20 protein-coding genes and 2 pseudogenes are annotated in these 25,102 nt (G+C 69.8%); 14 read left to right on the forward strand and 8 right to left on the reverse strand.

Annotated elements, in window-relative coordinates; genetic code table 11:
- Nucleotides 1–1,521: glycosyltransferase family 2 protein (locus CM1CMNOD_RS01740; protein WP_347176434.1), on the forward strand; the 1,521-nt coding region annotated here is incomplete at its 5' end.
- Between the two features lie 133 nt (nt 1,522–1,654).
- Here the strand turns inward: CM1CMNOD_RS01740 and CM1CMNOD_RS21370 are convergent.
- The 4 genes from CM1CMNOD_RS21370 to CM1CMNOD_RS01760 form a co-directional block, all read right to left on the reverse strand.
- Nucleotides 1,655–1,987 (reverse strand): hypothetical protein, encoded by a 333-nt coding sequence (locus CM1CMNOD_RS21370; protein WP_157490961.1) that lies wholly within the window; start codon nt 1,985–1,987, stop codon nt 1,655–1,657.
- Nucleotides 1,988–2,527: 540 nt separating this feature from the next.
- Nucleotides 2,528–3,571, reverse strand: a complete 1,044-nt coding sequence (locus tag CM1CMNOD_RS01750) for an ABC transporter ATP-binding protein (RefSeq protein ID WP_013871972.1) — start codon at nt 3,569–3,571, stop codon at nt 2,528–2,530.
- Nucleotides 3,568–5,067, reverse strand: a complete 1,500-nt coding sequence (locus CM1CMNOD_RS01755; protein WP_131772050.1) for an ABC transporter permease — start codon at nt 5,065–5,067, stop codon at nt 3,568–3,570. The genes CM1CMNOD_RS01750 and CM1CMNOD_RS01755 overlap by 4 nt, the downstream gene beginning before the upstream one ends.
- Before the next feature lie 164 nt (nt 5,068–5,231).
- A complete protein-coding gene (locus CM1CMNOD_RS01760) occupies nt 5,232–6,212 on the reverse strand; it encodes an iron ABC transporter substrate-binding protein (RefSeq protein WP_050803657.1) in 981 nt (326 codons plus the stop codon).
- Nucleotides 6,213–6,433: 221 nt separating this feature from the next.
- Here CM1CMNOD_RS01760 and CM1CMNOD_RS01765 point away from each other — a divergent pair, with 221 nt between their 5' ends.
- The 3 genes from CM1CMNOD_RS01765 to CM1CMNOD_RS01775 all read left to right on the forward strand — a co-directional run bounded on the left by CM1CMNOD_RS01765 (nt 6,434) and on the right by CM1CMNOD_RS01775 (nt 10,463).
- Complete coding sequence (locus tag CM1CMNOD_RS01765; RefSeq protein ID WP_241245600.1) at nt 6,434–9,106, forward strand: AMP-binding protein; 2,673 nt, start codon at nt 6,434–6,436, stop codon at nt 9,104–9,106.
- A gap of 125 nt (nt 9,107–9,231) precedes the next feature.
- On the forward strand, nt 9,232–9,840 hold the full coding sequence (locus CM1CMNOD_RS01770) for a hypothetical protein (protein ID WP_013871976.1): 609 nt from the start codon (nt 9,232–9,234) through the stop codon (nt 9,838–9,840).
- Nucleotides 9,841–9,842: 2 nt separating this feature from the next.
- Entirely contained in the window at nt 9,843–10,463 is a 621-nt protein-coding gene (locus CM1CMNOD_RS01775) for a hypothetical protein (RefSeq protein ID WP_013871977.1), read from the forward strand.
- Between the two features lie 193 nt (nt 10,464–10,656).
- On the opposite strand, the gene CM1CMNOD_RS01780 is transcribed toward CM1CMNOD_RS01775, so the two are convergent.
- Nucleotides 10,657–11,388, reverse strand: a complete 732-nt coding sequence (locus CM1CMNOD_RS01780) for a M50 family metallopeptidase (RefSeq protein ID WP_013871978.1) — start codon at nt 11,386–11,388, stop codon at nt 10,657–10,659.
- Between the two features lie 444 nt (nt 11,389–11,832).
- On the opposite strand from CM1CMNOD_RS01780, the gene CM1CMNOD_RS21375 reads away from it, so the two are divergent.
- The 5 genes from CM1CMNOD_RS21375 (at nt 11,833) to mtnC (ending at nt 18,912) form a co-directional block, all read left to right on the forward strand.
- Nucleotides 11,833–12,957: a hypothetical protein gene (locus tag CM1CMNOD_RS21375; RefSeq protein ID WP_165162656.1), complete on the forward strand. Its 1,125-nt coding sequence runs from the start codon at nt 11,833–11,835 to the stop codon at nt 12,955–12,957.
- Entirely contained in the window at nt 12,954–15,266 is a 2,313-nt protein-coding gene (locus CM1CMNOD_RS01790; protein WP_013871980.1) for an ArnT family glycosyltransferase, read from the forward strand. The genes CM1CMNOD_RS21375 and CM1CMNOD_RS01790 overlap by 4 nt, the downstream gene beginning before the upstream one ends.
- Nucleotides 15,267–15,719: 453 nt before the next feature.
- Nucleotides 15,720–17,429, forward strand: a complete 1,710-nt coding sequence (locus CM1CMNOD_RS01795; protein WP_013871981.1) for a protein kinase domain-containing protein — start codon at nt 15,720–15,722, stop codon at nt 17,427–17,429.
- Between the two features lie 179 nt (nt 17,430–17,608).
- Nucleotides 17,609–18,193 (forward strand): 1,2-dihydroxy-3-keto-5-methylthiopentene dioxygenase, encoded by a 585-nt coding sequence (locus tag CM1CMNOD_RS01800; RefSeq protein WP_013871982.1) that lies wholly within the window; start codon nt 17,609–17,611, stop codon nt 18,191–18,193.
- Nucleotides 18,190–18,912 (forward strand): acireductone synthase, encoded by a 723-nt coding sequence (mtnC, locus tag CM1CMNOD_RS01805; protein WP_013871983.1) that lies wholly within the window; start codon nt 18,190–18,192, stop codon nt 18,910–18,912. The genes CM1CMNOD_RS01800 and mtnC overlap by 4 nt, the downstream gene beginning before the upstream one ends.
- A gap of 59 nt (nt 18,913–18,971) precedes the next feature.
- Here the strand turns inward: mtnC and mtnA are convergent, their stop codons facing one another.
- Nucleotides 18,972–20,081, reverse strand: a complete 1,110-nt coding sequence (gene mtnA / locus CM1CMNOD_RS01810) for an S-methyl-5-thioribose-1-phosphate isomerase (protein ID WP_013871984.1) — start codon at nt 20,079–20,081, stop codon at nt 18,972–18,974.
- A gap of 137 nt (nt 20,082–20,218) precedes the next feature.
- Here mtnA and mtnB point away from each other — a divergent pair, with 137 nt between their 5' ends.
- The 3 genes from mtnB (at nt 20,219) to CM1CMNOD_RS01825 (ending at nt 23,010) form a co-directional block, all read left to right on the forward strand.
- Nucleotides 20,219–20,944 carry a methylthioribulose 1-phosphate dehydratase gene (mtnB, locus tag CM1CMNOD_RS01815; protein ID WP_013871985.1) on the forward strand — a complete coding sequence of 242 codons (726 nt, stop codon included), beginning with the start codon at nt 20,219–20,221 and terminating at the stop codon, nt 20,942–20,944.
- Nucleotides 20,945–21,258: 314 nt separating this feature from the next.
- Nucleotides 21,259–22,464 (forward strand): methionine adenosyltransferase, encoded by a 1,206-nt coding sequence (metK, locus tag CM1CMNOD_RS01820; protein WP_013871986.1) that lies wholly within the window; start codon nt 21,259–21,261, stop codon nt 22,462–22,464.
- A gap of 117 nt (nt 22,465–22,581) precedes the next feature.
- Nucleotides 22,582–23,010, forward strand: a complete 429-nt coding sequence (locus CM1CMNOD_RS01825; protein ID WP_043602783.1) for a PPOX class F420-dependent oxidoreductase — start codon at nt 22,582–22,584, stop codon at nt 23,008–23,010.
- 69 nt (nt 23,011–23,079) lie between these two features.
- On the opposite strand, the gene CM1CMNOD_RS01830 is transcribed toward CM1CMNOD_RS01825, so the two are convergent.
- Together CM1CMNOD_RS01830 and CM1CMNOD_RS01835 are read right to left on the reverse strand one after the other, a co-directional pair.
- Nucleotides 23,080–23,568 carry an SAM-dependent methyltransferase gene (locus tag CM1CMNOD_RS01830; protein WP_237702950.1) on the reverse strand — a complete coding sequence of 163 codons (489 nt, stop codon included), beginning with the start codon at nt 23,566–23,568 and terminating at the stop codon, nt 23,080–23,082.
- Between the two features lie 17 nt (nt 23,569–23,585).
- A pseudogene (locus CM1CMNOD_RS01835) lies at nt 23,586–24,263 on the reverse strand (TIGR03086 family metal-binding protein); the annotation flags it as partial.
- Between the two features lie 5 nt (nt 24,264–24,268).
- Between CM1CMNOD_RS01835 and CM1CMNOD_RS01840 the strand changes: the two are divergent.
- Together CM1CMNOD_RS01840 and CM1CMNOD_RS01845 are read left to right on the forward strand one after the other, a co-directional pair.
- Nucleotides 24,269–24,601 carry a DUF6597 domain-containing transcriptional factor gene (locus tag CM1CMNOD_RS01840; RefSeq protein ID WP_043602786.1) on the forward strand — a complete coding sequence of 111 codons (333 nt, stop codon included), beginning with the start codon at nt 24,269–24,271 and terminating at the stop codon, nt 24,599–24,601.
- Between the two features lie 55 nt (nt 24,602–24,656).
- A pseudogene (locus CM1CMNOD_RS01845) lies at nt 24,657–25,102 on the forward strand (transcriptional regulator); the annotation flags it as partial.

Here is a 25,102-nt window from a genome sequence, read left to right on the forward strand (position 1 = left end):
GTGGCGGTCAGTGGCCGGGCGGGGCGGGTGGCAGGCCTGCTCGTCATCGCGCTCGGCGCGATCTACCTGGCCCGGCGGACGGCCACACTCGGCGGCACCAGCGCGATCGGCTACCTGTTCTATGCCGCTGAGCTGGTCACCTACCTGGCCGTCGGGTGGACGGCGGTGATGACGGGCCGGCTGCGGCCAGGCGCGCCCCGGCAGGCCCCACCACCGGTGGGCACCCTGGACGTGTTCGTGACGGTGTGCGGCGAGCCCGCTGCCATGGTCGAGCGGACCCTGCGTTTCGCCATCGCCATCGACTACCCGCACCAGACGTACGTCCTCAACGACGGCCGTATCGCCGGCCGGAAGGACTGGCGGGAGATCGACGCGCTCGCCGTCCGGCTCGGGGTGCCCTGCTTCACCCGGGTCGACGGTACGCCGGGGAAAGCCGGTAACCTCAACCACGCGCTGGCCCGCACCAGCGGTGGCGCGATTCTCACCCTCGACGCGGACCACCTGGTGGTCCCGGACCTCGGGGAGCAGGTGGTCGGTTATCTGCGTGACCCCGACGTCGGTTTCGTCTGCACCGCCCAGCGTTTCGACACCGGTCGTCTCGACGTCCTGAACAACGCCGAAAGCATGTTCTATCGCTCTCTGCAGCCGGCGAAGGATCGGGACAACGCGGCGTTCTCCTGCGGAAACGGGACGCTCTACCGGCGGTCCGCACTGGAATCAGTCGGCGGATTCAGCGAATGGAACATAGTAGAAGACGTCCAGACGTCATACGAACTGCATTCTCATGGCTGGTCCAGCGTCTATCATCCCGTCCCTATATCGATCGGGACGGCACCGGCGACGGCAGCCGTCTACGCCAAACAGCGGCTGCGCTGGGCGATGGACAGCACCCGGCTGCTGTTGTTCGACAACCCACTGGTCAAACCAGGTCTGACCCGCTGGCAGCGGGCGCACTACCTGCACACCAGTCTCAGCCCGCTGCTGGCGTCCGTTCAGGTGGTCTTCGCGCTGGGGCCGGTGCTGTCCATCGTCCCGCGCTCCCAGCTCGCCTCCACGGGCTCCCAGCAGGAGTATCTGCTGTTCGGGCTGCCCTACTTCGCCGCCACCCTGCTCTTCATCGCCGCATACGCGGGGGCGCGGGCCGCGCCCCGCACAGTGTCGAGCGTGCTGTTCAACTCCCCGATCTATCTGCTCGCGCTCGCGCGCGTCGTGTCCGGATACCGGCCCCGCTCGTCCGGCACCACCGAGAAGGCGTTCCAGCCGAAGGTGTCGCTGCTCGTGCTGCCGCAGATCATGCTCGCGGCCGTGCTCGTGTTCTCAATCGTCTTCTACGCGTTCGACACCCGGGCGGACCGTCCGGTGTTCGCGCTGGCGTGGGCCGGGATCCTGCTCGTGGCCCTGGCCGGTCCACTGTCGTCGGTCAGCGAGCGGCGTGCCGCGGTCGAGCGCTGGCAGACTCCGATCAGCGGAACGATCATCCTGGCCATCACCATCCTGTCAGCCTGGACGTTCGCCCACTGACCGGCCACGCCCCCTGACCAACACGGCTCCCCACGCCCCCACGCTGGTTACGGCAACGAGGGAACAAACGGCTGCTGCAGCAACCACTTGTTCCCTCGTTGCCGTGGTGCGGTGCTTTCGGGGGCGCGGCTGGTCAGGATGCGGGCTGGTCCTCGCAGGGGAGGCCGAGATCGTCGCGTACCGCTGGGTTCAGCGTGTCGCAGCCGACGCCGGCCGTTCCCAGTTCGGCCAGGGCCCAGCGGGGACTCGGGGGAGTGCTGTGGCGCAGCAGCGCGGTGGCGGGGTCGGTCTCGCCGCCGGTCGGTATGACACGGGCGGTCGCGACGGCCGGGTCGACCGTGGACACGTGGACGTCGGTCACCTCGACGCTCCCCGGCGGGACCTCGCCCAGCAGCGGGCTGGTGCGCACCGCCTGCGCGATCTGCTCGTCCACGGACGACTCGTCCCGCTGAACCGCTGTGATCACGGCCGGTTGCCGCGCCGGCCCGGCGGCAGCCACTGAACCCGTGGCCTCCGTGGCCGTCTGCTCCGTGGCCCCCGGACCGACGGCTGCCGGGCTCCCGGCGACGGGGCTCGTGGCGGCGGGGCCAGCCGCGGCTGGCGCGTCGGACAGCGTCGACGTCGAACCGGCCAACACGTCGGAGGGCATGGCGATGACAGCCGCCACCGTGGTCGCGGCGAACAGAAGCTGAGGGACGCTCGGACGCACGGCACGCGCCGCGTGAGCAGCGGGACGTGTGTCCAGCGCGGCGTAGGTGACGCTCCGAGAGCGCTGTGTTGCCGGACCCCTCCGGTGTCGAACCATGGAACACCTCTACCCGACTTGGCGCATCCGATGCATTTAACACATCCGACACCCCCCTGTCGACCGATCGAAAAGAGGCCCCGGATGGCACCGACATCCCGCGAAACAGCCCCTGCCCGGCCGCCACCACCCCGCCAGCGTCATCCCGCCGACAGCAGGGCGGGGCTAACCCAGCCGGCACAGCGTTGCTGGTGGGCGTCGTCATCTCGTCACCGGGTAGGTGACGGCGTTGCCGGACACGATGAGCTGTACGTCGGTGTGGGGGTCGGGCAGGAGTTGGCCGACGACTCTGACGACGACGGACGGGCCCGCGGGCAGCAGGTCGAGCCAGACGGTGGCGTCGTGGCCGTAATAGTGGATCTCGCGTACCCGGGCCGTCACGCCGTCGGGACGGTCAGTAGTGTCGATCCGGAGCTGTTCGGGGCGAATTAGCACCTGAGCGTCGCCCGCGTGCCCGGAGTCGGCGACCGGGATGGTGCCGAGCGCGCACCGCGCCTGCCCGTCATGGACGGTCGCGGGCAGGAGCACGGCGTCGCCGACGAAACCGGCGACGCCGACGTCGCGCGGCCGGCTGTAGACGGTCGCGGGGGCGTCGAGCTGAACCAGCCTCCCCTCTCGCATCACACCGACCTGGTCGGCGAGGGAGAGGGCTTCGGCCTGGTCGTGGGTGACCAGGACCGCCGTCGTTCCCGCGGCGCGCAGGGCCCGGGTGACTCCGCGACGAGTGACCTCCCGAAGTCCGGCGTCCAGCGCGCTGAACGGCTCGTCGAGCAGCACCACCGCGGGTCGCGGCGCCAGCGCCCGGGCCAGGGCCACCCGCTGCTGCTGGCCACCGGAGAGCTCGTGCGGGTAGCGGTCGGAGAGCCCTGCGGCGAGGCCGACCAGCTCGAGCAGTTCGGCGACACGCCCCCCTTGCTTTCGCTGCGTACGCGGTAGACCGAAGGTGATGTTCGCGGTCACGGTGAGGTGTGGGAACAGCGCCCCTTCCTGCGGCACGTACCCGACTTTGCGGTGTTGGGCCTTGGTGGATCTGCCCGGCCGGAACACGATCTCGTCGCCGAAGGCGACGGTGCCACCGTCCGGATCGGCGAAGCCCGCGATGACCCGCAGCAGGGTCGTCTTCCCGCACCCGGACGGGCCGAGCACTGCTGTCAGGCTGCCGTTGGGCACATGGAGGTCGACGGCCTGCAGCACGGGGGTGTCGCCGTAGGATTTCGTCACGCCGGTGATGGTGAGCGCGGTCATACCGTCGACTCCCTCCGCGTCTGCCGGGTCAGTAGGTAGGCTGCGGGCGCGGAGATCAGCACCATCAGCGCCGCGTAGGGCGCGGCGGCGCCGTAGGCGAGGCTGTCGCTATGGCTCCAGAACTGGGTGGCCAGGGTCTGGGTGCCGGTGGGTGCGAGCAGCAGGGTCGCGGTCAGTTCCGTTACCACGGCGAGGAACACCAGCGCCGCGCCCGCGCCCAGCCCCGGCGCGATCAGCGGCAGCGTGACCCGGCGGAGCGTGGCGAGCCTTCCCGCGCCGAGCGAGTGCGCGACGTCGTCGAGGACCGGCGGCGTCTGCGCGAGGGTCGCGCGCACGTTCACCATGGCGCGTGGCAGGAACAGGATCAGGTAGGCGGCTACGAGCACGCCGGTGGTCTGGTACAGGCCGGGCACCAGGCGGACAGCGCCCGTGACCAGGGCCAGCGCCACCACGATGCCCGGCAGCGCGCTGCCGATGTAGGTGACGCGCTCCAAGGCGGTCGACAACCGGCTTCGCCTGCGCACGTACAGCCAGGCCACGGGCACCGCCGCCGCCGTGGTGACCAGCGCGCCGAGCGCGCCGAGCCCGAGCGACGTTCCGGTCGTGGTCACGATCTGGTCGACGTCGAGTCCGGATGAGGCGCCCTGCGCCAACCAGCGGCCGAGGCTCGCCAGCGGAACACCGAGTGCCAGCACGGCCAAGGCGGACAGCCCGGCGGCCGCGGGCAGCGTCACCGGGCCCAGCCGGGTGCGCTCGGCGGGGCGTGCCAGGCCCGTGCCGACCCGCGCATAGTGGGCGTGGCCGCGCAGGGTCAGTTCGGCCAGTAGCAGGATCAGGCAGCACGCCACCAGGACCCCAGCCAGCATGTTGGCCGCGGGCGCGTTGAACGTGGACTGGTACTGGTCGTAGATGGCCGTGGTGAAGGTGGGGAACCGCAGCATCTGCAGCGCGCCGAACTCGGCGAGTAGATGCAGCCCGACCAGTAGTGAGCCGCCCAGGACAGCGGGCCGCAGCTGGGGCAGGACGGTCCGCACGAAGATCTGGAATCCGCCGTGGCCCAGCGAGCGGGCGGTCTCCTCGTGGGCCGGGTCGAGGCCGCGCAGGGTTGCGGCGACCGGGAGGTACACGAAGGGGAAGTAGGACAGGGTCACAATCAGCAGCGCGCCGCCGAAGCCCGCGGCCGAGGGGATCAGAGAGACCCAGGCGTAGCTGTTGACGAACGCCGGAATCGCGAGCGGAGCCACGAGCATGACGTGGAACACCGTGCGACCCGGCAGCGAGGATCGCTCCACCAACCAGGCCGTGCCGGTGCCCAGCACGGCACACAAGAGCATGCAGCACACCGCGAGCCGGGCCGTGTTCCACAACAGCTCTCCGGTGCGCGGGCGGACGATCAGATCAACGGCCTCCGCCCAGCCCACCTCGGCCGCCGTGTCCACCACGAAAAGCAACGGCATCGCCGCGAGGAGCGCGACCAGCAGCGCCGTAGTGAGCATTGGCAACTGCGAGAGCGCGGGGCACGGGGCGCCGCGCCGACGGCGCCGGGACGGCACGTCGCTGGTGCCGGGGTCAGGGAGCACAGGATCGGAGCCCGGGAGCGCGGGAGTGCTGATAGTCACGTGGGCCGTGTCCGGTGGATGTCGGTCGTCCGGACGCCGGTCTAGAGCAGACTGGCGTTGCGCATGAGCTCGACGACCTTGGGGCCGTTGAGGCTGGCGACGTCGATCACCGGTGGATCCAGTTCGCTCAACGGCTTGAGCTTCGCGTTCGCCGGGACACCGCTGGCGATCGGGTACTCCAGGGCATTGCTGTCAGCCAGGATCTGCTGGCCTGCTCTGCCGGTGAGGTAACGGACGAGCTGCTGCGCCTTGTCCTGCTTCTTGCTTGTCCTGAGCACCCCTGCGCCCGACACGCTCAGGAACGCTCCTGGATCTTTGCCGCCGAAGAACTTCAGCTCGGTGTTGTTGCTGCTCGCGGCGGACTCGGCGCGGTCCTTGTACCAGTAGTAGTGGTACAGGACGCCCGCTTGAACCTCCCCGGTGTTGACGGCCTTGAGTACTGCCCGGTTGTTCGCGTAGATCTTCGCGTTCGTCTTCAGAGCGGCGAGCCAGGTTCCTGTCGCCACCTCCCCCTTGCTCACCAGCACCGCGCTGACGATCGCCTGGAAGTCCGCGCCTGCGGCCGCCACGCCGAACTTGCCCTGCCACTGGGGCTGCTGGAGATCCATCAGTGAGGCGGGCAGTTGGTCCGGGGCCAGCTGCCGCTTGTTGTACGCCAGGACGGTCGCGCGGGCGGCGAACCCGGTCCAGTTACGGCTGGATGGCACGAACTGCGCCGGAACCTGAGCCAGGGTGGCATCGTCGATCTTGACGAAGCGGCCGTGAGCGTCGACCAGGCTCATCGCCGGCGAGTTCTCCGTGACGAACACGTCGGCGGGTGAGGCATCGCCCTCCTGTACGAGCTGGTTCGCGAGCTCGGAGTCCTTACCGGACCGGATGTTGACCTTGATGCCGGTCTCCCTGGTGAAACCGTCCACCATGACCTTGATCAGGTCCTCATGCTGGGCGTTGTACAGGGTGATGGTGCTGGCGTCTTCCGAGCCGCCGCACGCCGTGGCCGCCGCGGTCAGAACAACTCCCATCGCCAGTGTTGCGATCCGCCCGGCGAGCCGCACGTGCACCAGCGCCTCCAGAGTTGAGTCGATCAAGTGTCAATTAGGTAAGGCAAGCTTTAGTATGATATATCGCATCATGGTGGGTCGGAAGGCGTCGATTGACCTGAATCACATGCCTAGCTTGATCATGATGGTTAGCCTAACTTAAGTAATCCTTGCCTTTATACCCGATGGACGACAGGGGGGACATGGCCACGGCGCGGTCATCTGTTCGAAGTGCGCCCGGTGTCCCGTTCGCCACCACGCTCCGTGCGCACGGTGGCCGGCTCGTGGTGGTCACCCCGCACGGCGTCGAGCTCACCTACGACCAGTTGGCCGACCGTGTCGAGGAGGCGGCCACGCGGCTGGGCGGCGGCCGCAGACTGGTCATGATCGAGGCGGCCAACGGCATTGAGCCGCCCGTCACCTACCTGGCCGCGTTGGCCGGTGGTCATCCGGTTCTCCTCACCGCGCCCGACGACCGCCACTGGAACACGCTGTTATCGATCTATGATCCGGATGTCGTGTTCCGCCGCGAGAACGAGTGGACGCTGCGGGAGCGACGTGACGGCTCGTGTCACGACCTGCACCCCGACCTCGCCCTCCTGCTGTCGACGTCGGGGTCGACCGGGTCGCCCAAACTGGTCCGGCTCTCCGCCGGGAACCTTCAGGCCAACGCCGAGGTCATCGCACAGTTCCTGGACATCCGCGACTCGGACCGCGCGTCCGCGGCGCTGCCGATGCACTACTGCTACGGACTGTCGATCATCAACAGCAACCTGCTGCGCGGCGCGGCACTGCTGCTGACCGAGAACTCGGTCATCGACCCGGCTTTCTGGGCGACCTTCCAGAAGTATCGGGGTACCAGCCTGCACGGCGTGCCCTACACCTTCGACCTGCTCGAGCGGGTCGGCTTCGACCGGATGCACCTGCCTTCCCTGCGCTACGTCACCCAGGCAGGTGGTGCGTTGCCCCCGCAGCGCGTCCGGCGCATCGCCGAACTGGGCAGGCGCCGCGGATGGCGGCTGTTCGTCATGTACGGGCAGACCGAAGCCACCGCGCGCATGGCCTACCTGCCACCCGAGCTGGCCGAGTCGCACCCTTCCGCGGTTGGTGTCCCGATCCCCGGCGGCTCGTTCGAGATCCTGCCCGCTGAAGATCCCGCGGCGCCTGGGCAGGGCGAACTTGTCTACCGCGGCCCCAACGTCATGCTCGGCTATGCCGAGAGTTCAGCCGATCTCGCGCTGGGTGCGACGGTCGACGCGCTCGCCACTGGCGACATCGCGCGGCGCACGGCGGACGGGCTGTACGAAGTGGTCGGACGTTCGTCGCGCTTCGTGAAGCTCTTAGGGCTGCGCATCGATCTCTGCCAGGCGGAATCGCTCCTAGCCGGTCGCGGACACGTCTGCGCGTGCGCGGGCAGCGACGACGTCCTGATCGTCGCAACCCCGTCGCCGGATCGACGCGCTGTCCGTCGACTCGTCCAGGAGGAGCTCCGGCTCCCGGCGGACCGAATCCGTGTCGTCGCCGTCGACGAACTGCCGCGCCTGACCAGCGGCAAGATCGACTATCCGGCGATCCAGGAACTGGCGAACGCCCAGGACCGCCGGCCGGCACCCCGCACCGACCTGTCGGTGCGGGAACGCTTCGCCAAGGTGCTGGGCTACGCCGACACTGCCGGCATCGCCGACGATGCGACATTCGTCGACCTGGGCGGGGACTCACTGTCCTACGTCCGGATGTCCCTCGAGATCGAGCGGGCGTTAGGGCACCTGCCCGACGACTGGGCCACCACGCCGATCAGTGAACTGGAACGGCTCGCTGCCCGGCCCGCCCGCATGACCGGCTCCAGGACCACCACGGTCGAGACCAGCATCGTGCTGCGCGCGGTTGCGATCATACTGATCGTCAGCAACCACATCGGCCTGTTCCACATCCTCGGCGGCGCCCATCTGCTGCTGATCGTCGCCGGGTGGGGCTTCGCCCGATTCCGTCTCGCGCCCGGGGGTGCCGGCACCAGTCACGCCATCCTTCGCAGTGCCGCCCGGATAGCGATCCCGTCCATGCTGTGGCTGGCCTGGCGGGCTGTGGACACCACCGAGGTGGGATGGTCAAACGTTCTACTGATCGATAACTACGTCCGCCGCGGTGCGACCGGGTATTGGTTCGTCGAGGTCCTGGTCCAGACGCTGCTGCTATTCGCGCTCGTGTTCGCGATCCCGGCCGTGCGTCGATGGGAGCAGCGGCACGGTTTCGGCTTCGCGTTGGTGATGTTGGGTGTTGCCTTGCTGGCGCAGCAGCTCGCCCACAACACCACAGCCTTCGCCGAACGGTGGCTGGCCACGCACGGCGTCGTCTGGTTCTTCGTCCTCGGCTGGCTCGGCCACCGGGCGACCAGCACTGGGCAGAAGGCGCTCGTCGCCGCGATCGCGATGCTGACGGTCCCCGGATATTTCGCCGACCCGGTCCGGGAGACCGTCATCACTGTGGGATTCGCGGCGCTGTTGTTCCTCCCACGGCTCGCGCTGCCAGGGTTCGTCGTGCGGATGGCCGGGCTGATCGCGGGCGCCTTACTCTACATTTACCTGACCCACTACGCCGTCTACTTTGCAACCCTGCCGCACCTGCCGGCCCTCGCGGTCCTGCCACTATGCCTCGGCGCGGGCATCCTGACCTGGACTGCGACGCAGGCCCTCCAGCGAGCCGTCCGGCGGTTGGCTCAGAGGGATCAGGGGGGAGAGGTAGCAGTGCAGGCCGTGGCCGGCCCCCGTGCAGTCACCAGTTCCTCCTCGCGATCATCTGCCTCCCTCGAACAGAGAACGGATATGGGCGATGCGCCGGTGGTGGGAGACGCCCCGATCGATAGCGCGCCGGGAAGCTGAGCTCGCCCGCTAACCCTAATGGTAACGGAGAGTATTTATATAAACGGAAAGAGTGATTCGCTTGACGAAGCATGATCTATTAAGGTTAGCCTAACTTAAAAATAAGCCGACCTAAAGGAGAATGCGTGTCTCGGCGAACGGTCCTTCTCGCGCTGCCCGTCTGCCTGCTGCTCGGTCTCGTCGCCTGCTCCGACGACTCGACGACCGACGCCACGACGACATCCCCGGGACACCCGGTCAGCACCTCGACCGCCTCCACCGCGGTGCCGGAGGGCGTGGTCGGGCAGTACACGACGCTCGCCCAGGAAATCCGCTCCGAGGGAGGGGAGGTCCAGACCGGGCCGTGGCGGATCGCCTATATCGTCGAGCCCGCCGAAAGCTGGTATGAGGGCAACGGCGGGCAACAGGTGCTCCGCAAGCCCGCCGCCGGCGAGACGCACCACATCGAGATCATCCCCATCGAAGCGGCCACCGGCCGGATCGTGCCGAACGTACCGATCACACTCGCGGTCGTCGATGACAAGGGCGCGGTCGTGGACGAGAAGACACTCAACTTCTACTACGCCGAGTTCTTCCACTACGCGAACAACTTCACAATCCCGCAGGACGGCAGCTACACGCTGCGCGCGACAGTCGGGATACCGACCTTCTTCCGGCACGGTGAGGAAGGCCATACGCCAGCGTTGGCCAGCGGCGCGACTGCCACCTTCACTGATGTCGCGTTCAAGCGCTAACCGTGAGCGATCATGAGGGGCTGGCTCCTGACCGGATCGTTTCCCTGCCCGTGGACCCGCGGCCCGTTCCCGCCCTGATCGTCAGCAGAGCCTCTTCGCCCGGCAGCGGGGTTCTGCCACGGTGGGTCTGTTTCCTCGCGATCGGGATGATGATCATCCTCGGTTGGGTGGCGGCCGTCTGGACCGCCACCCGCCTCACCGCCGACCCGGCCCTGCACGCCGCTGCCCTGTTCGTGCATTTCGCCGCGCTCGTGGCCGGGCTCGGGGCGGTCCTTGCCATCGACTTCTTCGGGCTGTTGTGGCTGTCCGGCCGATGCGGCTTCCCGGACGTCATCCGGGTGGCCAGCGGCCTGCATGTGCTGATCTGGGCTGGACTGGCGGGGCTCGTGCTCAGCGGTGTCCTGCTGCAACCGGACCTGTCCGCGCCACTGACCCGGGTGAAGATCGGGCTTGTGCTCCTCATCGCGCTCAACGGCCTGCATATCCAGGCGGTCCAGCACCGGTTGCGGCTGGCCGCCGCTGCATCCCGGGCACTGCTGGTCCGATCGATGATCAGTAATCTGCTGTCCCAGGCCGGATGGTGGGGTGCGATGGGCATCGGCTATCTCAACAGTCAGCACTGACCGCTCCTCGCGGCCGCTGTCGGATCGCCTGGCAGCGGCCGCTAGGAGGACGGCGTGGAACTGATCATTCATGCGATGCGGATGCGGTCGAAGTATCGGGATCTTCTGTCGTCAGGTGCTTCGGGCATAGCTCGACGTCGTGTAGTCATCGACGTCCCGCCGAGGTAGGGAGCCGTCCCGTAGATCCTCACTGTCAGCCCAGGAGCAGGGTTGTTCCGTGGAGCAGGCACAGGGTGTTGGCCAGGGCGAAGGCCGCGACCCAGAGCCCGCCGGGGAGGCCGGTGAGTTCGGCCATGGCGTCCGCGTCCGAGGATGACGGACCTCGTCTGCGCTGTCGGTGCAGGTCGAGGACGGACCGGGGGCCGGACAACAGCAGGAACCAGGTGAGGAAGCAGGCGAGGGCGCTCTGCGTGCCCGCGTCGGCCGAACGCAGCGCCAGCACGACCATCCCGGCGGTCGCGACGACGAGGACGATCCCGAACGCGTTGCGGACGACGAGGAAGAGCGCGGCCAGCGCCACGACGGCGAGCAGCAGCGTCGCCGTGACGTGGCCGGCGCTCAGCAGGGCCGCCGCGCCCAGCCCGAGCACCGACGGCGCGGTGTAACCGGCCGCCGACACGAGGAAGCCGGTCACCCGGCTCGGCCGCCCGTACGAGCCGGTGAGCCCGGAGGTGTCCGGGAACAGCCACACGCCGACGACCCAGTACCCGAGCAGGTAGGCGACGAGCGCATGGCCGCCCTCGTGCGCGATGGTGTCGAGATGGCCGCTGTTGCGCCAGGTCCGTCGGGGTACGACGGCCGCGAGCGCGACCAGGCCGGTCAGCACGACGATCCACCGTGGCGCGGCCGCGCCATCCACCACGCTGATCGCTGTCCTGGTGGTCGCGGCCATGGACGTGCTCGCGTTGCCGGTACCGATGCTCATGACGCCCCCCGACGCGACCGAACCCCTGTGGGGCACTACCTCTACAGACCGATTTCTGCGGATCATTGTTGGAGTGTTGCCCCAGGGGTTTTTCGTTCGCTCATCACACAAGAAACTCACAAAAAGAGCAACGGAATATCCATTGTCCAGCTATTGATCACCATAATTTAGATCATGGTGAGGAAGGGATGGGCCACGGCCGCGCCGGGGCGGACAGCACGCGGACGGCATGACCGCTCGGAAGGCCGGCAGCGCGGCTGTCACAGCGCGGCAACCTGTTCTTTTCGTGTCGCCATGAGGCGGGATCCCCATGGCGTCGGGGGAGACGTTCGGGAGGAGATGCCCGCGGCGGGGCCGATGGGCAGATCTACAAGGAAGTCCCCAGGTTCCTGAAAGCTTTCCCTCAGGCGTGACGACGACGGTATGCATATGACACGTGTGTGGTTGAGTCTGGGGCTTCCCGCGGACCCGGGCCTGATCGCGGAAGCGCTCGGACCCGACTATGACATTCTCCCCCCATCGAGCGAGCCGCCGTTCGAGTCGCCGCCTGCCACGGACGGGCCGACCATCGTGGCTGGTGACGGGTCGCCCCGACCGCAGCCACCGAACGTGACGGTCCGGACGATTCTGGTCGTGACGATGTACGACCGGGAGCTGTTGCCGATCCTCGCGACCAGGTCGGGTGACACCGTCGTGGTGGTGGTCACGCCACCCGGTGTCGACGTCCCAGCGGACTTCGGGGCGCAGGCACGAGCCGACGTGATCGGTCCCGCGACCTCGGTGGCGGACGTGGTCGCGCTGGTCAACGCCACGCCGTCGGAGGTGCCCGCCTCCGCCGCGGCGGCCGGGCAGTGGTGGGTCGGGTCGGGCCAGCCGGGCGTGCCCGCCGCCGGTGGCCCCGGCGCCCCGGGAGACCCAGCAGGCCCCGGCGGTCCCGCTGCCGTCGACGGTGCTGCCGCCGAAACGGAGGGCCAGCCGCCGGGTGAGGCCGGCGGTTCCCACCGGCGACGCAACGGACTGATCGCGGCCGCCGCGGTGCTTGTCGTGGTCCTGGGCACCGGTGCCGCCGTGCTGGCCGCCGGTACGGGGACGGGCGGTGGCCAGCACGCGGCCCGCTCCCTGGCCGCGGGCGGCATCCCCGGCGACGGTACGGGCTACGGACGGTTCCCCGGCGGCGGATACGGTGATGGATATCGTCGCTACGGCGGGTTCCCGGAGGGCGGCGGACGGGCGCAGGACGGCCCCAGAGCGGCGATCGACCAGGAAGATTTTCAGGAATGCCTGCGGAGCAAGGGCGTCACCGTCGACGACGGCACCCCCGTGCGCCCGGACCCGACGGACTCCAAGGCCCGTGAGGTCTTCCGGGAGTGCTTCACGCAGCTGCGCGGCGCTTCCGGTCTGCCCGGCGGCGGGTCTGGCGGGCCAGCTGGACAGGGCGCGCCGGACGGATTCGGCGGACCTGGCGGGCCGGGTGGACCTGACGGCTACGGCGGCCCCAACGGCCCCGCCGGTTCCGGTGGAGCCGCCGGAACCGGCAGCACCACTTCCACCAGCCTGATCACACGATGAGCGCGGGCGTCGGAGGGCTCGACTGGAGCACGGTCGACACCAACCCCGGGCCGACCGCCCCGCCGCGGCAGATGCCGGGATGGGCAGCGGACCGGTCGCCGGTACGGCTGCCCCGGCCGCTGCGGGGGCATGTGGCCGACCCGTGGTGGATACGCCCGGCGCTGCTCGTCCTGCTGGCCGCGACAGCTGTCGGTTATCTGTGGGGGCTGGGCGCCTCCCAGTACGCCAACAGCTTCTACGCGGCGGCGGTCCAGGCCGGCACACAGAGCTGGAAGGCATGGTTCTTCGGCTCGTTCGACGCGTCGAACTTCATCACCGTCGACAAGCCACCGGCGTCATTGTGGGTGATGGGACTCTCCGGGCGGATCTTCGGTTTCAACAGCTGGAGCATGCTCGTCCCGAACGCGCTCGAGGGCGTGGCGGCCGTCGGTATCCTGTACCTGGCTGTCCGGCGCTGGATCGGGCCGCGGGCCGGGCTGCTCGCCGCCGCCGTTTTCGCCCTGACACCCGTCGCGGTGCTGATGTTCAAATTCAACAATCCGGACGCGCTGCTGGTGCTGCTGCTCGTCGTCGCGGCCTATTGTGTGGTGCGCGCGACCGAGGACGGCGGTTTTCGCTGGATCGCGCTGGCGGGGGCGGCGGTCGGGTTCGCCTTTCTGACGAAGATGATGCAGGCATTCCTGCCCGTCCCGGCGTTCGCGCTGGTGTATCTGGTGGCCGCGCCCACATCCGTCGGCCGGCGGCTGCTCGGCCTGTTGGCCGGCGCGGGGGCGATCGTCGTCTCCGCCGGCTGGTACGTGGCGGCGGTCGAACTGTGGCCGAAGGACTCCCGGCCCTATATCGGCGGGTCGACCAACAACAGCATTCTCGAGCTCACCTTCGGCTACAACGGCCTTGGTCGTGTTTTCGGCGGTGACGGGAATCCCGGCGGGGGCGCCGGTCGGGGAATGTTCACCGGCCTGCCCCAGGGGGATCTGCCAGCCGGGGCTGCCGCGTATCTGAACCAGATGGCGCCTCCCGGCGGGGTCGGCGGCCCGGGCACTGGCGGTGGTCCCGGCGGTGGCATGTTCGGCGGTGCCACCGGTTGGAACCGGCTGTTCAGCGGCGAGATGGGCACCCAGATCTCCTGGCTGTTGCCGGCCGCGTTGATAGCGCTGGTAGGTGGTCTGTGGGTGACCCGCCGGGCGGCGCGCACGGATCGGGTCCGCGCCGGTCTGCTGTTGTGGGGCGGCTGGACGCTCGTCACCGGCGGCGTGTTCAGCTATATGAGCGGCATTATCCATCCCTACTACACGATTGCGGTCGCGCCGGGAATCGGCGGCCTTCTTGCTTTCGGCGGGACAGCTTTGTGGCGTGCCAGGGACTCCTGGGTTTCCCGGGTGCTGATGGCGGCTGCGGTCGGGCTCACCGGCGGCTGGTCGTTCGTGCTTTTGAACCGTACCCCCGACTGGTATCCGGCGCTGCGGTTCGTCGTTGTCGCAGCCGCTGGCGTCGGCGTCCTCGCCCTGCTGATCGGCCGCAGGCTGCCAACCCGCAGCGTTGTCGGAGCTGTAGTGGGTGCGGCGGCGGTTGCGCTCGCCCTGGGAGCGCCGTCGGCCGCCTATGCCGTCGAAACCGCGTCGGCTCCCCATTCCGGGTCGATTCCCAGCGCTGGCCCCGCGACGGCCGGCGGTGGCTTTCCCAGCGGGATGACCCGCCAGTTCTTCGGGCCGACCGGCGGCGCGACAAACGGCGCGGCGAGTGGCCGACCGCGTGATGACCGTGGTTTCGGTGGTGGCGCCGGCGGTTCTGCTGGTGGACCCGATGGTGGCTTTGGTGGCGGTGTGGCCGCCGACTCTGAAATCGTCCAACTGCTCAGGAACGGCCAGGCCGGCCACCGCTGGGCCGCCGCGACCTCCGGCTCCCAGAGCGCCGGCCCGCTCGAGCTGGCCAGCGGTACGGCCGTCATGGCAATGGGCGGGTTCAGCGGCGGCGACCCGACGCCCACCCTGGACCAGTTCAAACAATATGTCGCGGCCGGTGACATCCACTACTACATCGCGGGCGGCGGTGCCGGCCGGTCGGCCGCGCCGGACGCGTCCGCCGGCGCCGCACCCGCCGCGGGCGACGACCCGGCTGCTTCCGGCGAACCCGGCGGCTCCAGCGGACCGGGCGTTTTCGGCGCTCCGGGTGAAACGGGCGGATTCGGCGGTCCTGGCGGATTCGGCGGTCGCGGATCCGGTGAGATCACGTCCTGGGTGGAAAGCCGTTTCACCGCGCTGACCGTGGGCGGGCGGACCGTCTACGACCTGACACGGCCGACGTCCTGACCGTGGCAGGAGACCGGCGCCGTCCGCTCCCAGGAGGCGGACGGCGCCGGTCGGACCCGGATCGACGCGGATCGACGCGGATCCGCTCGATCCATCAGGCGCCGCCGGTACGGCATGCCGGTGGACGGACAGCGACGCCGGTATGCCCGAGGCGACAGCCGGCACACCCCGGAGCGAAACGCCGACGCGCCCGAGGCGAAGATGCCGGTGTGCCTGAGACGGGGATGCCACCGCGCCCGAGGCTGGGATGTGCTGCCTTCGGTGTTCGTCCGGATGCCGCACAGCGGGTCGCTGGTCGACGACCTGCCGCGTGCCGGTCGGCCGTATGACAGTCCGCTGTTCGACAGCCTGCCGGGGTGGCCGTTGGTGCGCTGTCGACCTGCCCATCCGGCCCCGGATGAGTGACGATGGGGCTATGAGCAGGCGTGTATCGGCGCGGCGGCGGCAGACGTGATGCTGCCAGGTCGTGCCGGGGGTGGGGCGACAGCACAGTCACTGGAGCCGTTGGACGTGGGCGATCCGGCGTCCGTCGGCAGATATGTGCTGGACTTTCGCCTGGGCAGCGGCGGTATGGGCACCGTCTATCTCGGACGGGACACCCTTGGTCGCCCGGTCGCGGTCAAGGTGATCCGCTCGGATCTCGCCGCCGAACCGGACTTCCGGGAGCGGTTCCGGCACGAGGTGGCGGCGGCGCGGCGGGTCTCACCGTTCTGCACCGCCTCGGTGCTCGACGCCGAACCGGACGCGACCCCGCCGTACCTGGTCACCGAGTACATCGAGGGACCGCGGCTGGACCGCGTGGTCATGGAGGACGGCCCGCTGCCCCCGTCGACCCTGACCGGGACCGCGATCGGCGTGGCCACCGCGCTCACGGCCATCCACCGCGCGGGGATCGTCCATCGCGACCTCAAACCGGCCAACGTCATCATGTCCCTGTCCGGGCCGCGGGTGATCGACTTTGGTATCGCCAAGCCCGCGGGGGTGGTGCGGCACGACCTGGACCGCGGGATGATCTTCGGGACGTCCGGCTGGATGGCGCCGGAGCAGATCCTCGACCACCCGGTCGGCCCGCCCGCGGACGTCTTCACCTGGGGTCTGCTGGTCGCCTATGCCGGTACCGGCCGGCATCCGTTCGTCGAGCCGGGGCGGTTCGGGCCGCAGGCCGACGCCGACCTGGGCGCGCGGATCGTCGATGAGCCGCCGGACCTCGCAGGGCTCGCCGAGCCGCTGCGCCGGGTCGTCGAGACCGCGCTGACCAAGGATCCGCGTTCCCGCCCGGCCGCTCGTGACCTGCTGCTCCGCCTGGTCGACGGCAACGCCGACGTGAACGCGTCCACACCGATCGACCAGGTGCTCGGCTGGACGCAGCAGATGGCGGCGGTCCCGCCGCCGACCCGGGTCGGCCCGCCGGCCTTCCCCACCGGTTACCCGGCCGACCAGCCGGCCGGGTTCGGTCAGCCGGCCGGGTTCAACCAGCCGGCAGAGTTCAACCAGCCGGCGCAGCTCGGCGGTCCGGCGCGCTTCGGCCAGCCCAACCAGTTCGGCCAGCCCGGCCAGCCCGCCGGCGCGCCGCCGCGCTGGTCTCCGCCCGCGCCGCCGCCACGCCGGCGGTCCCGCCGGTGGTGGCTGCTCGTCCCCCTGCTGGCCCTGTTGTTGCTGGTCGGCTGGGTCGTCCTGGACAGCCTCGGCGAGAGCGGGAACGACGCGGGCAGCCCGGGTGCTGGCAGCCCCACCGGCTCGGCGGCCACGCCGTCACCATCGGCGACACCCGCGGCGGCCATCGGTGTCCCGGTCCGGGACGGGCAGCTCCAGTTCACCGTGACGAACATCCAGTGCGGCGTCGACGAGCTGAAGGCCGGGTTCTTCCCCAGGCATCCGGACGGCCAGTACTGCCTGGCCGAGGTGACCGTCAGTAACGTCGGCGGCTCGGACCGGACGCTGGCGTTGGCCTCGCAGAGCCTGTACGACACCACCGGTGCCAGGCACGGCTCCGATCAGCTGCTGTCCCGGGCGGCCTTCTCCAACGAGTTCTGGGGGAACATCTCCGAGGGGGAGAGGGTCCGCGGCACCCTCGTCTTCGACATTCCCATCGATGCCACACCCGATCACCTGGAGCTCCACGACGGCCCGTTCAGCGGAGGTGTGACCGTCCCGGTGCGATGACGGCCCCCGCGACGGCCAACGGCCACGGTGTCCGCGCGGTCTCCGCTGTGTGCCATTTCCGTTGCGCTGGTTCGCGGACTGCCAGCGCAGGCGCATGTCCGGCGTCACACTGGGAGCGTCGGGCCGAGGCGGGACTGCCGGGCCAAGGCCCGCCGCGGACACGACCGGAGGAGGCCGTCATGACGCACCTGACAACCTGGCCCGCCGACGACCCGGGCCGCGTGCTGCGCGACACCGATCGACCGGACGAGATCGCCGCCGCCCTCGCGCCGATCGGTGTCCGGTTCGACCAGTGGACGATCGTGGATCTCCCGTCCGACGCCGGCCAGGACGCGGTGCTCACCGCCTACCGGGAGCAGGTGGACAAGGTCATCGCCGATGAGGGCTTCATCCTCGTGGACGTGGTGGCGCTGCATCCGACCGAGGCGCCTGACTGGCCGGCCACGGCCACCGCCGCGCGGGCGAAGTTCCTCGCCGAGCACACCCACGCGGACGCCGAGGTGCGCTTCTTCGCCGCCGGCGCCGGCGTGTTCTACCTGCACATCGGTGACGAGGTCCACGCGGTGCTCTGCGAGGCCGGCGACTTGCTGTCGGTGCCGGCTGGTACCACGCACTGGTTCGACATGGGCACCAGCCCGTCGTTCACCGCGGTCCGTTTCTTCCACGACGCCGACGGCTGGGTCGGTGACTTCACCGGCAGCGACATCGCGTCCCGTTTCCCCGACTTCGACGTGCTGTACGCCGTGGCCGTCGCTGCCCGGTGACCGCTGCCGTCACGGTCACCGCCAAGGTGGTTGTCGTCGACATCGAGGGGACGACCAGCGCGACATCCTTCGTCGTGGACACCCTCTACCCGTACTCGCGGGCGCGGCTGCGCGCGTGGATCGACAGCCATCAGCGGCATCCGGACACCCGCCGGGCGCTCGCGCAGGTCCGTGAGCTGATCGGTGAGCCGGCGGTGGACACCGCCCGGATCGTCACCGCGCTGGGCGCCTGGTTGGACGCGGACGAGAAGGTCACCCCGCTCAAGACCCTGCAGGGGCTGATCTGGGACGCCGGTTTCACCGCGGGTGAGCTGACCTCCCACCTGTATCCGGAGGTGGCCGGTGCCCTGCGGTCCTGGCAGGCCGGGGGGCAACGGCTGTACGTCTTCTCGTCCGGGTCGGTCGCCGCGCAGCGCGCCTGGTTCGCCCACAGCCTCGCCGGTGACCTGCGTGGCCTGTTCAGCGGGTATTTCGACACCGAGACGGCGGGCCCGAAACGGCAGCCGTCGTCCTATGCCGCGATCACCGCGGCGACCGGGGTGCCAGCGGGCCGGACGGTCTTTCTTTCGGACCTTGTCGACGAGCTGGACGCAGCCCGTGCCGCTGGCTGGTCGACGGTCGGCGTCCGCCGGCCGGGCGAGCCGAACCACGACCGCGGCGTTGGTGACCATCCGGCGGTGGGTGACTTCGCCCAGATCAGCATCCTGCCGCCGCCCTGATCACGACACCGCCAGCGGCCGATGGCCCACCGGAACTGGTCCACCGGGATGCCGATGGTCTACCGGGACGGGGCAGGTGGCTGTGGGCACTGGCCGCGCGCGACCTCGACGATCCCGTGTTCGGTGACGAGCGCGTCCACCAGATGCGCCGGTGTCACGTCGAAGGCGGGGTTGTGCGCCCGGGAGCGGGCCGGCGCGACCCGCGATCCGGCGTGGCTGAGCACCTCCCCGCCGCCCCGCAGCTCGATCGGGATCATGTCGCCGGACGCCGTCGCGGGGTCCACGGTCGACGCGGAGGCGGCCACGACGAACGGGATCCGCGCGTACGCGCAGGCCAGCGCCACCCCGAGGGTGCCGATCTTGTTGGCGACGTCGCCGTTGGCGGCTATCCGGTCGGCACCCACGACGGCCGCGTCGACGAGCCCGCGCACGATCGTCCCCGCGGCGGCGGCGTCGACCTGTACCAGGTGGGGGATGTCCTCGACATCGAGCTCCCAGGCGGTCAGGCGGCTACCCTGCAGCAGCGGCCGGGTCTCGTCCACATAGACGATTTCCAGCGCGCCGCGGGCGTGCAGTTCGCGGATGATGCCCAGCGCCGTCCCCCAGCCGGCGGTCGCGAGCGCCCCGGTGTTGCAGTGGGTGAGGATGCGCAGCGGCCGTCGGCCGATGCCGCTGTCGGTATCGCCGCTGTGGGTGCTGTGGGTGCTGTGGGTGCTGTGGGTGGTGCCGGTGGGCCGGGCCGCGCCCCGCAGCAGCCAGTCCGCGCCGTGCGCGCCGATCGCCCGGTTCGTCCGCTCGTCCTGTTCCAGCAGGTCGTCGGCGTATGCGAGGACCGCGGAGATCCCGTGGGCGAGCCGCTGGCGGGCCGCGTCCACCCCGAGCGCGAGCGCGAGGGCGGTGGGACGGGCGTCACGGATGGCGCCGATGGCCCGCGTGAGCGTGGCCGCGTCCCAGTTCTCCCGTTCGGCCTGGGCCGCGGCCAGGGCGACCCCGAACGCACCGGCGGCACCAAGGGCGGGAGCACCGCGGACGGCCAGCCGCCGCACCGCGGCGACGAGTGCGTCCACGTCGGTGACCTCGTGGTGGACGACCCGGGCGGGCAGCGTGGTCTGGTCGAGCAGGCGGATGCCGTTGCCCGTCCAGGAGACAGGCCGGCCGACAGGGGTCATCTACAGCACGGTATGCCCCCGGCCGGGGGCATACCGGGTGTGTCCGGTGGTGAGATCGCAGGTCCGCAACGGACGTCGACCGGCTGTCCGGCTGTCCGGCGGACGCGGGGCATACGGGCGTCCGGGGAGCGGGGTGGATGCCGGTGGCGACGACACACCGGCGGGAATTGATGATCTGGTGGGTGAGTGTCGTTTCGGCGGGTGGCGATCTGGTGGGTGACGATCTGACGGGTGACGGCGATCTGGCGGACGCCGACGGGTGGCCGGCTGGCCTGCGCGTCGCGGGCGAGGCGCTGGCCCGGGAGGCGGCGCGCTACGCGTCCCTCGGCTGGATGCGGGCGACCTCGGGGAACCTGTCGATCGTGCTGTGCCGGGCGCCGCTGCGGCTCGCGGTCACCGTGAGCGGGCTGGACAAGTCCGAGCTGCGTGCCGGGGACGTGGCCGTGGTGGACGCCGCGGGTGCCGCTCGGCCGGTCAGGCCGGCCCGGCGGCCGTCGGCAGAGGCTGCGCTGCACGCGCGGCTCGCCGAGGCCGCCGGCGCGCAGGCGGTGGTGCACGTCCACACGATCGCGTCGGTGTGGGCCGCCGAGCGCTGGCCGGGTGGTGTCGAGCTCGAGGGCCTGGAGATGCTCAAGGCGCTGGGACGTGGCGCCGACGGCGATCGTGTCCGCATCCCGGTGGTGGACAACAGCCAGGACATGATCGACCTCGGTGACCGTATCGTGGCGCTGCGGGATCCGCGAACCCCCGCCATACTGATCGCCCGACACGGCCTATACGCATGGGGGGACGATCTCGGCGCGGCGAGGCGGCACACCGAGGCCGTCCAGTGGCTGCTGGAGTGGGCGCTCGCCAACGGATGATCATTTATCACCCTTATTGATGAATATCAAGAAAAGTTACGTGATTTAAGTCACAGTATAAGTGATGTTGACGATCTCGTGACCGGCGTGTGAAAGTCGATACCGTGTATATCCCGGTGGTGCTCGTAGGGCGGGCCCATATTGATTTCGCCGGGGTGAGTTCGGCCATCTGTACGGCTTCCTGAGCCTGTCCCGCCCCTGTCTCCGGCCCGGACCCCCGGTACGGTTCGTACCGATCATCCGATATGTATGGACAATATGGTCGGTGGATCCGCCCGACAGGTGTATTCACGCCCATGAGATGAGGTGCAACCGTGTCCCGTCGACTCTTCACGTCGGAATCCGTTACCGAAGGACATCCCGACAAGCTCGCCGACCAGATCAGCGACGCCGTTCTCGACGCTTTCCTCGCTGGTGACCCGCGGTCCCACGTCGCCGTCGAGACCCTGCTGACGACCGGCCTGGTGCATGTTGCTGGCGAGGTCACCTCCGAGATCTATGTCGACATTCCGAGCGTCGTCCGCAACAAGCTCATCGAGATCGGCTACGACTCGTCCGCCAAGGGGTTCGACGGGTCGACGTGCGGGGTGACCGTTTCGATCGGCTCCCAGTCGCCCGACATCGCCCAGGGCGTCGAGAACGCCTACGAGGCCCGAGTGGAGGGCGAGCAGGACGAGATCGGCCGACAGGGCGCCGGCGACCAGGGCCTGATGTTCGGGTACGCCACGGACGAGACCCCGGAACGGCTGCCGCTGCCGATCACACTCGCGCACCGGCTGGCCCAACGGCTCGCCCGGGTCCGCCGTGACGGCTCCGTGCCCTATCTGCGCCCGGACGGCAAGACCCAGGTGACCATCGAGTACGACGGCGACCGGCCGGTCCGGCTGGACACCGTCGTCGTCTCCGCCCACCACGCCGCCGACATCGACCTGGAGCAGCAGCTCACTCCGGACATCCGGGCGCTGGTGATCGAGCCGGAGCTCAAGCGGGTGGCCGAGCAGAACCTTGGTATCGAAGTGGACGGCTACCGGCTGCTGGTCAACCCGACCGGGCGCTTCGAGATCGGCGGCCCACAGGGCGACGCGGGCCTGACCGGCCGGAAGATCATTATTGACACCTACGGCGGGTACGCCCGGCACGGCGGCGGTGCCTTCTCCGGCAAGGACCCCTCCAAGGTCGACCGCTCGGCCGCGTACGCCCTGCGCTGGGTGGCCAAGAACGTCGTGGCGAGCGGGCTCGCCCGCCGGGTCGAACTCCAGGTCGCCTACGCCATCGGCAAGGCCGAGCCGGTCGGCCTGTTCGTGGAGACCTTCGGCACCGAGCAGGTGCCGGTACCCACGATCGAACAGGCGATCTCGGCGGTGTTCGACCTCCGCCCAGCCGCGATCATCCGGGATCTGGACCTGCTGCGACCCATCTACGCGCAGACCGCGAGCTACGGCCACTTCGGCCGGAAACTCCCCGACTTCACCTGGGAGCGCACCGACCGGGTCGAACAGCTACGAGCCGCCGTCGCCTGACCGGGGCCGTACCCGCGGACCCGCCGCCGCGAGCCCGCCGTCAGCGGCCCGCGGGCGGCGGGCAGGGCGCCGGCGGTGCGGATGCGGGCTGGGGAAACCCGTGTGAACGTAGGGCGCATGGCGTCGATGACCCAACGGGAATGGCGTGTCTTCCTCTCGGCCGGTACGCATACCGGGAAGCTCGCGACGGTCCGCCGGGACGGCCGGCCCCACGTGGTGCCGATCTGGTTCGTCCTGGACGGTGAGGACGTGGTCTTCACCACCGGCGCGGACAGTGTGAAGGGCCGGGCGCTGCGCCGGGAGGGGCGGGCCAGCCTGTGCGTGGACGACGAGAACCCGCCGTACTCCTTCGTGCTGGTCGAGGGGAGGGCGAGCGTCTCCGAGGATCCCGCCGAGCTGCTGCGCTGGGCGACCGCGATCGGTGGACGCTACATGGGCGCGGACCGGGCCGAGGAGTTCGGCCGGCGCAACGGTGTGCCCGGGGAACTACTGGTCCGGCTGACCCCGACAAAGGTGATAGCGCAACGTGACGTAGCAGGCCCGTGACATGCACGCGACACCAGGAGGCCCACGGTATGGCTGGGCTGGCGGACCGCTGGAATGGTCCGCCAGCGGTTACTCCTGGTCGCTCTTTCTGGCGACGCCGGCAAACTGCCAGGTGGTGCATGTGTCGTCCTCGCCCGGACGCCACTGCCAGGGCCGGACGAGACCGGGCTCGACCAGGTCGAAGCCGGTGAACAGGGCTTCGATCCGCTGGTGCGGACGGAAGACAAAGGGCGAGGTGGCGTTTTTGTACACCTGCTCGACCCGGGCCACCTGGTCGGGTGGCGAGCCCTCCGCGGTCGCATGTGTCAGAGCGATGTAGGAGCCGGGTGCCAGCAGGTTCCGGAACGTCGCGATGATGCCGGCCGGGTTCTCCTCGTCGGTGACGAAGTGGAAAACGGCGATGAACAGGACGGCAACCGGCCGGGAAAAGTCGATGAGAGCGCGTAGGTCGGGGTGGCCGAGGATTGTGTCGGGATTGCGTAGATCAGCGGTGATGACAGTTGTGGTGGTGTTGTTTGCCGGCAGGGCTCGGCCGTGTGCCAGGACGATCGGTACCACCCCTTGGTTCCACACGTCTACTGCCGCCTCGAGTCCGACGCCGGCCAGGACCAGATCCCGCTGGTGGCGGACGAGGCCCGCGAGACACTCGGCGCCCTCGTGCAGGAGAAGCTCGACGGCGGGCCTACCTCAAGGTCGGCCGCAAGCTCGCCCGGATCAACGCCCCTCGCTGACCAGCCCCGCCGATCAACGAGCCGGCGGGTCGGTGCACGGGGAGGTGCGGGGGCGGTCGGGGGTGTCCAGGCGGGGTCGCGGCCGGCGAAGCCGATGAGGCGGTCGAGTTCACTGGCGTCCAGTGGGACCGGGACATCTTCGCCGAACGCCTGCCCCCGGAACTCGGGCCGCAGGATCGTGGACAGCAGGGCTCGCGCGTACCGCGCCTGCTCCTCGGTGAACGGCAGCGGCTGACCGGTGGCGACACCGAGATCCCAGCCGTGCACCAGGTACTCGCCGATCATCATCCGGTAGACAAACGCACCGGGAAGCGGTGAGCCGGTGACCGACACCGCCACCTCGGCGCCGCCGTCGCGCCACCTACGCACCAGGCTCGCGGCGGCCGCCGCGAAATCCGCGGCCGGGTCCGGTCCCGGGCCGAACGTCGCCGGATCCAGCCCGGTCCGGCCTTCGAAGGCCGCGTCGAACAGGCGCACCCAGCTCATCAGGTGGTCGACCAGCGCCCGGACGTCATAGTCCGGACCTGGTGAATCCGGCGATGGTCTACGGCGTTCAGCGGACGCCGATGACGCGGGTGCTCGCCGGCCGGGGCCGCGCGGTCGCGGTGATGTTCCGGCCCGCCGGGTTCCGCGGGCTGTTGGGGCGGCCCATGCACACGATCACCGAACGAGCGGTCCCGGCGGGGGATGTGCTCGGCCCGCGGGCCGCCCGGCTGGGAGCGGCGATGCCCGTGCTGACGACCCCGCAGGCCGTCGCCGCCCTCACCGACCTGCTGGAGCGCCTGGTACGGGACTTCACCCGCGTCTTCGGCGTTCCGCCGGCGCGCTACGCCCGCCTCACCACGCCCGGCACCGCCTGATCGGGCGGCAGGGGTCCGGAGGCTGCTCGACCAGCTCGACAGCGCACCGCTGAGCGTGCACGACGCCGCCTGGAACCTGATCCTGTGGGACCCACTGTGGGCTGCCCTGTTCGGCGATCCGTCCGCACTGCGCGGCCGCGAGCGGAACATCGCGTGGCACCACTTCGCCGGCCTACCCGGCCGGGTCAGCCACACCCCCGAGCAGGAGGCCCGATTCGAGGCGGCGGTGGTCGCCGATCTCAGGACGGCGACCGCCCGCTACCCCGCCGATACCGGCCTACGCTCCCTGATCAAGGATCTGCGGGGCGTCAGCACCGTCTTCGCCCGCCTGTGGGAAACCGGAATCGTGGGCGTCCACGAGACGGACACCAAGACCATCCACCATCCCGACGTCGGAACACTCACCCTCGACTGCGACGTACTCGTAGCTCCCAGTAGCGATCTACGTATCGTCGCCTACACCGCCGCCCCTGGAAGCGACGCCGCCGATAGGCTAGTAGA

It is taken from the genome of Protofrankia symbiont of Coriaria myrtifolia (assembly GCF_900634755.1).
Taxonomy (GTDB): Bacteria; Actinomycetota; Actinomycetes; order Frankiales; family Frankiaceae; genus Protofrankia; species Protofrankia coriariae.

Coding starts and splice junctions, on each gene's coding strand:
- CM1CMNOD_RS01750 (WP_013871972.1), bottom strand. CDS start 3,571: ATGACCGCGCTCACCATCACCGGCGTGACGAAATCCTACGGCGACACC.
- CM1CMNOD_RS01755 (WP_131772050.1), bottom strand. CDS start 5,067: ATGCTCACTACGGCGCTGCTGGTCGCGCTCCTCGCGGCGATGCCGTTG.
- CM1CMNOD_RS01760 (WP_050803657.1), bottom strand. CDS start 6,212: ATGGGAGTTGTTCTGACCGCGGCGGCCACGGCGTGCGGCGGCTCGGAA.
- CM1CMNOD_RS01765 (WP_241245600.1), top strand. CDS start 6,434: ATGGCCACGGCGCGGTCATCTGTTCGAAGTGCGCCCGGTGTCCCGTTC.
- CM1CMNOD_RS01780 (WP_013871978.1), bottom strand. CDS start 11,388: ATGAGCATCGGTACCGGCAACGCGAGCACGTCCATGGCCGCGACCACC.
- CM1CMNOD_RS01790 (WP_013871980.1), top strand. CDS start 12,954: ATGAGCGCGGGCGTCGGAGGGCTCGACTGGAGCACGGTCGACACCAAC.
- CM1CMNOD_RS01795 (WP_013871981.1), top strand. CDS start 15,720: ATGCTGCCAGGTCGTGCCGGGGGTGGGGCGACAGCACAGTCACTGGAG.
- CM1CMNOD_RS01800 (WP_013871982.1), top strand. CDS start 17,609: ATGACGCACCTGACAACCTGGCCCGCCGACGACCCGGGCCGCGTGCTG.
- mtnA (WP_013871984.1), bottom strand. CDS start 20,081: ATGACCCCTGTCGGCCGGCCTGTCTCCTGGACGGGCAACGGCATCCGC.
- mtnB (WP_013871985.1), top strand. CDS start 20,219: ATGCCGGTGGCGACGACACACCGGCGGGAATTGATGATCTGGTGGGTG.
- CM1CMNOD_RS01825 (WP_043602783.1), top strand. CDS start 22,582: ATGGCGTCGATGACCCAACGGGAATGGCGTGTCTTCCTCTCGGCCGGT.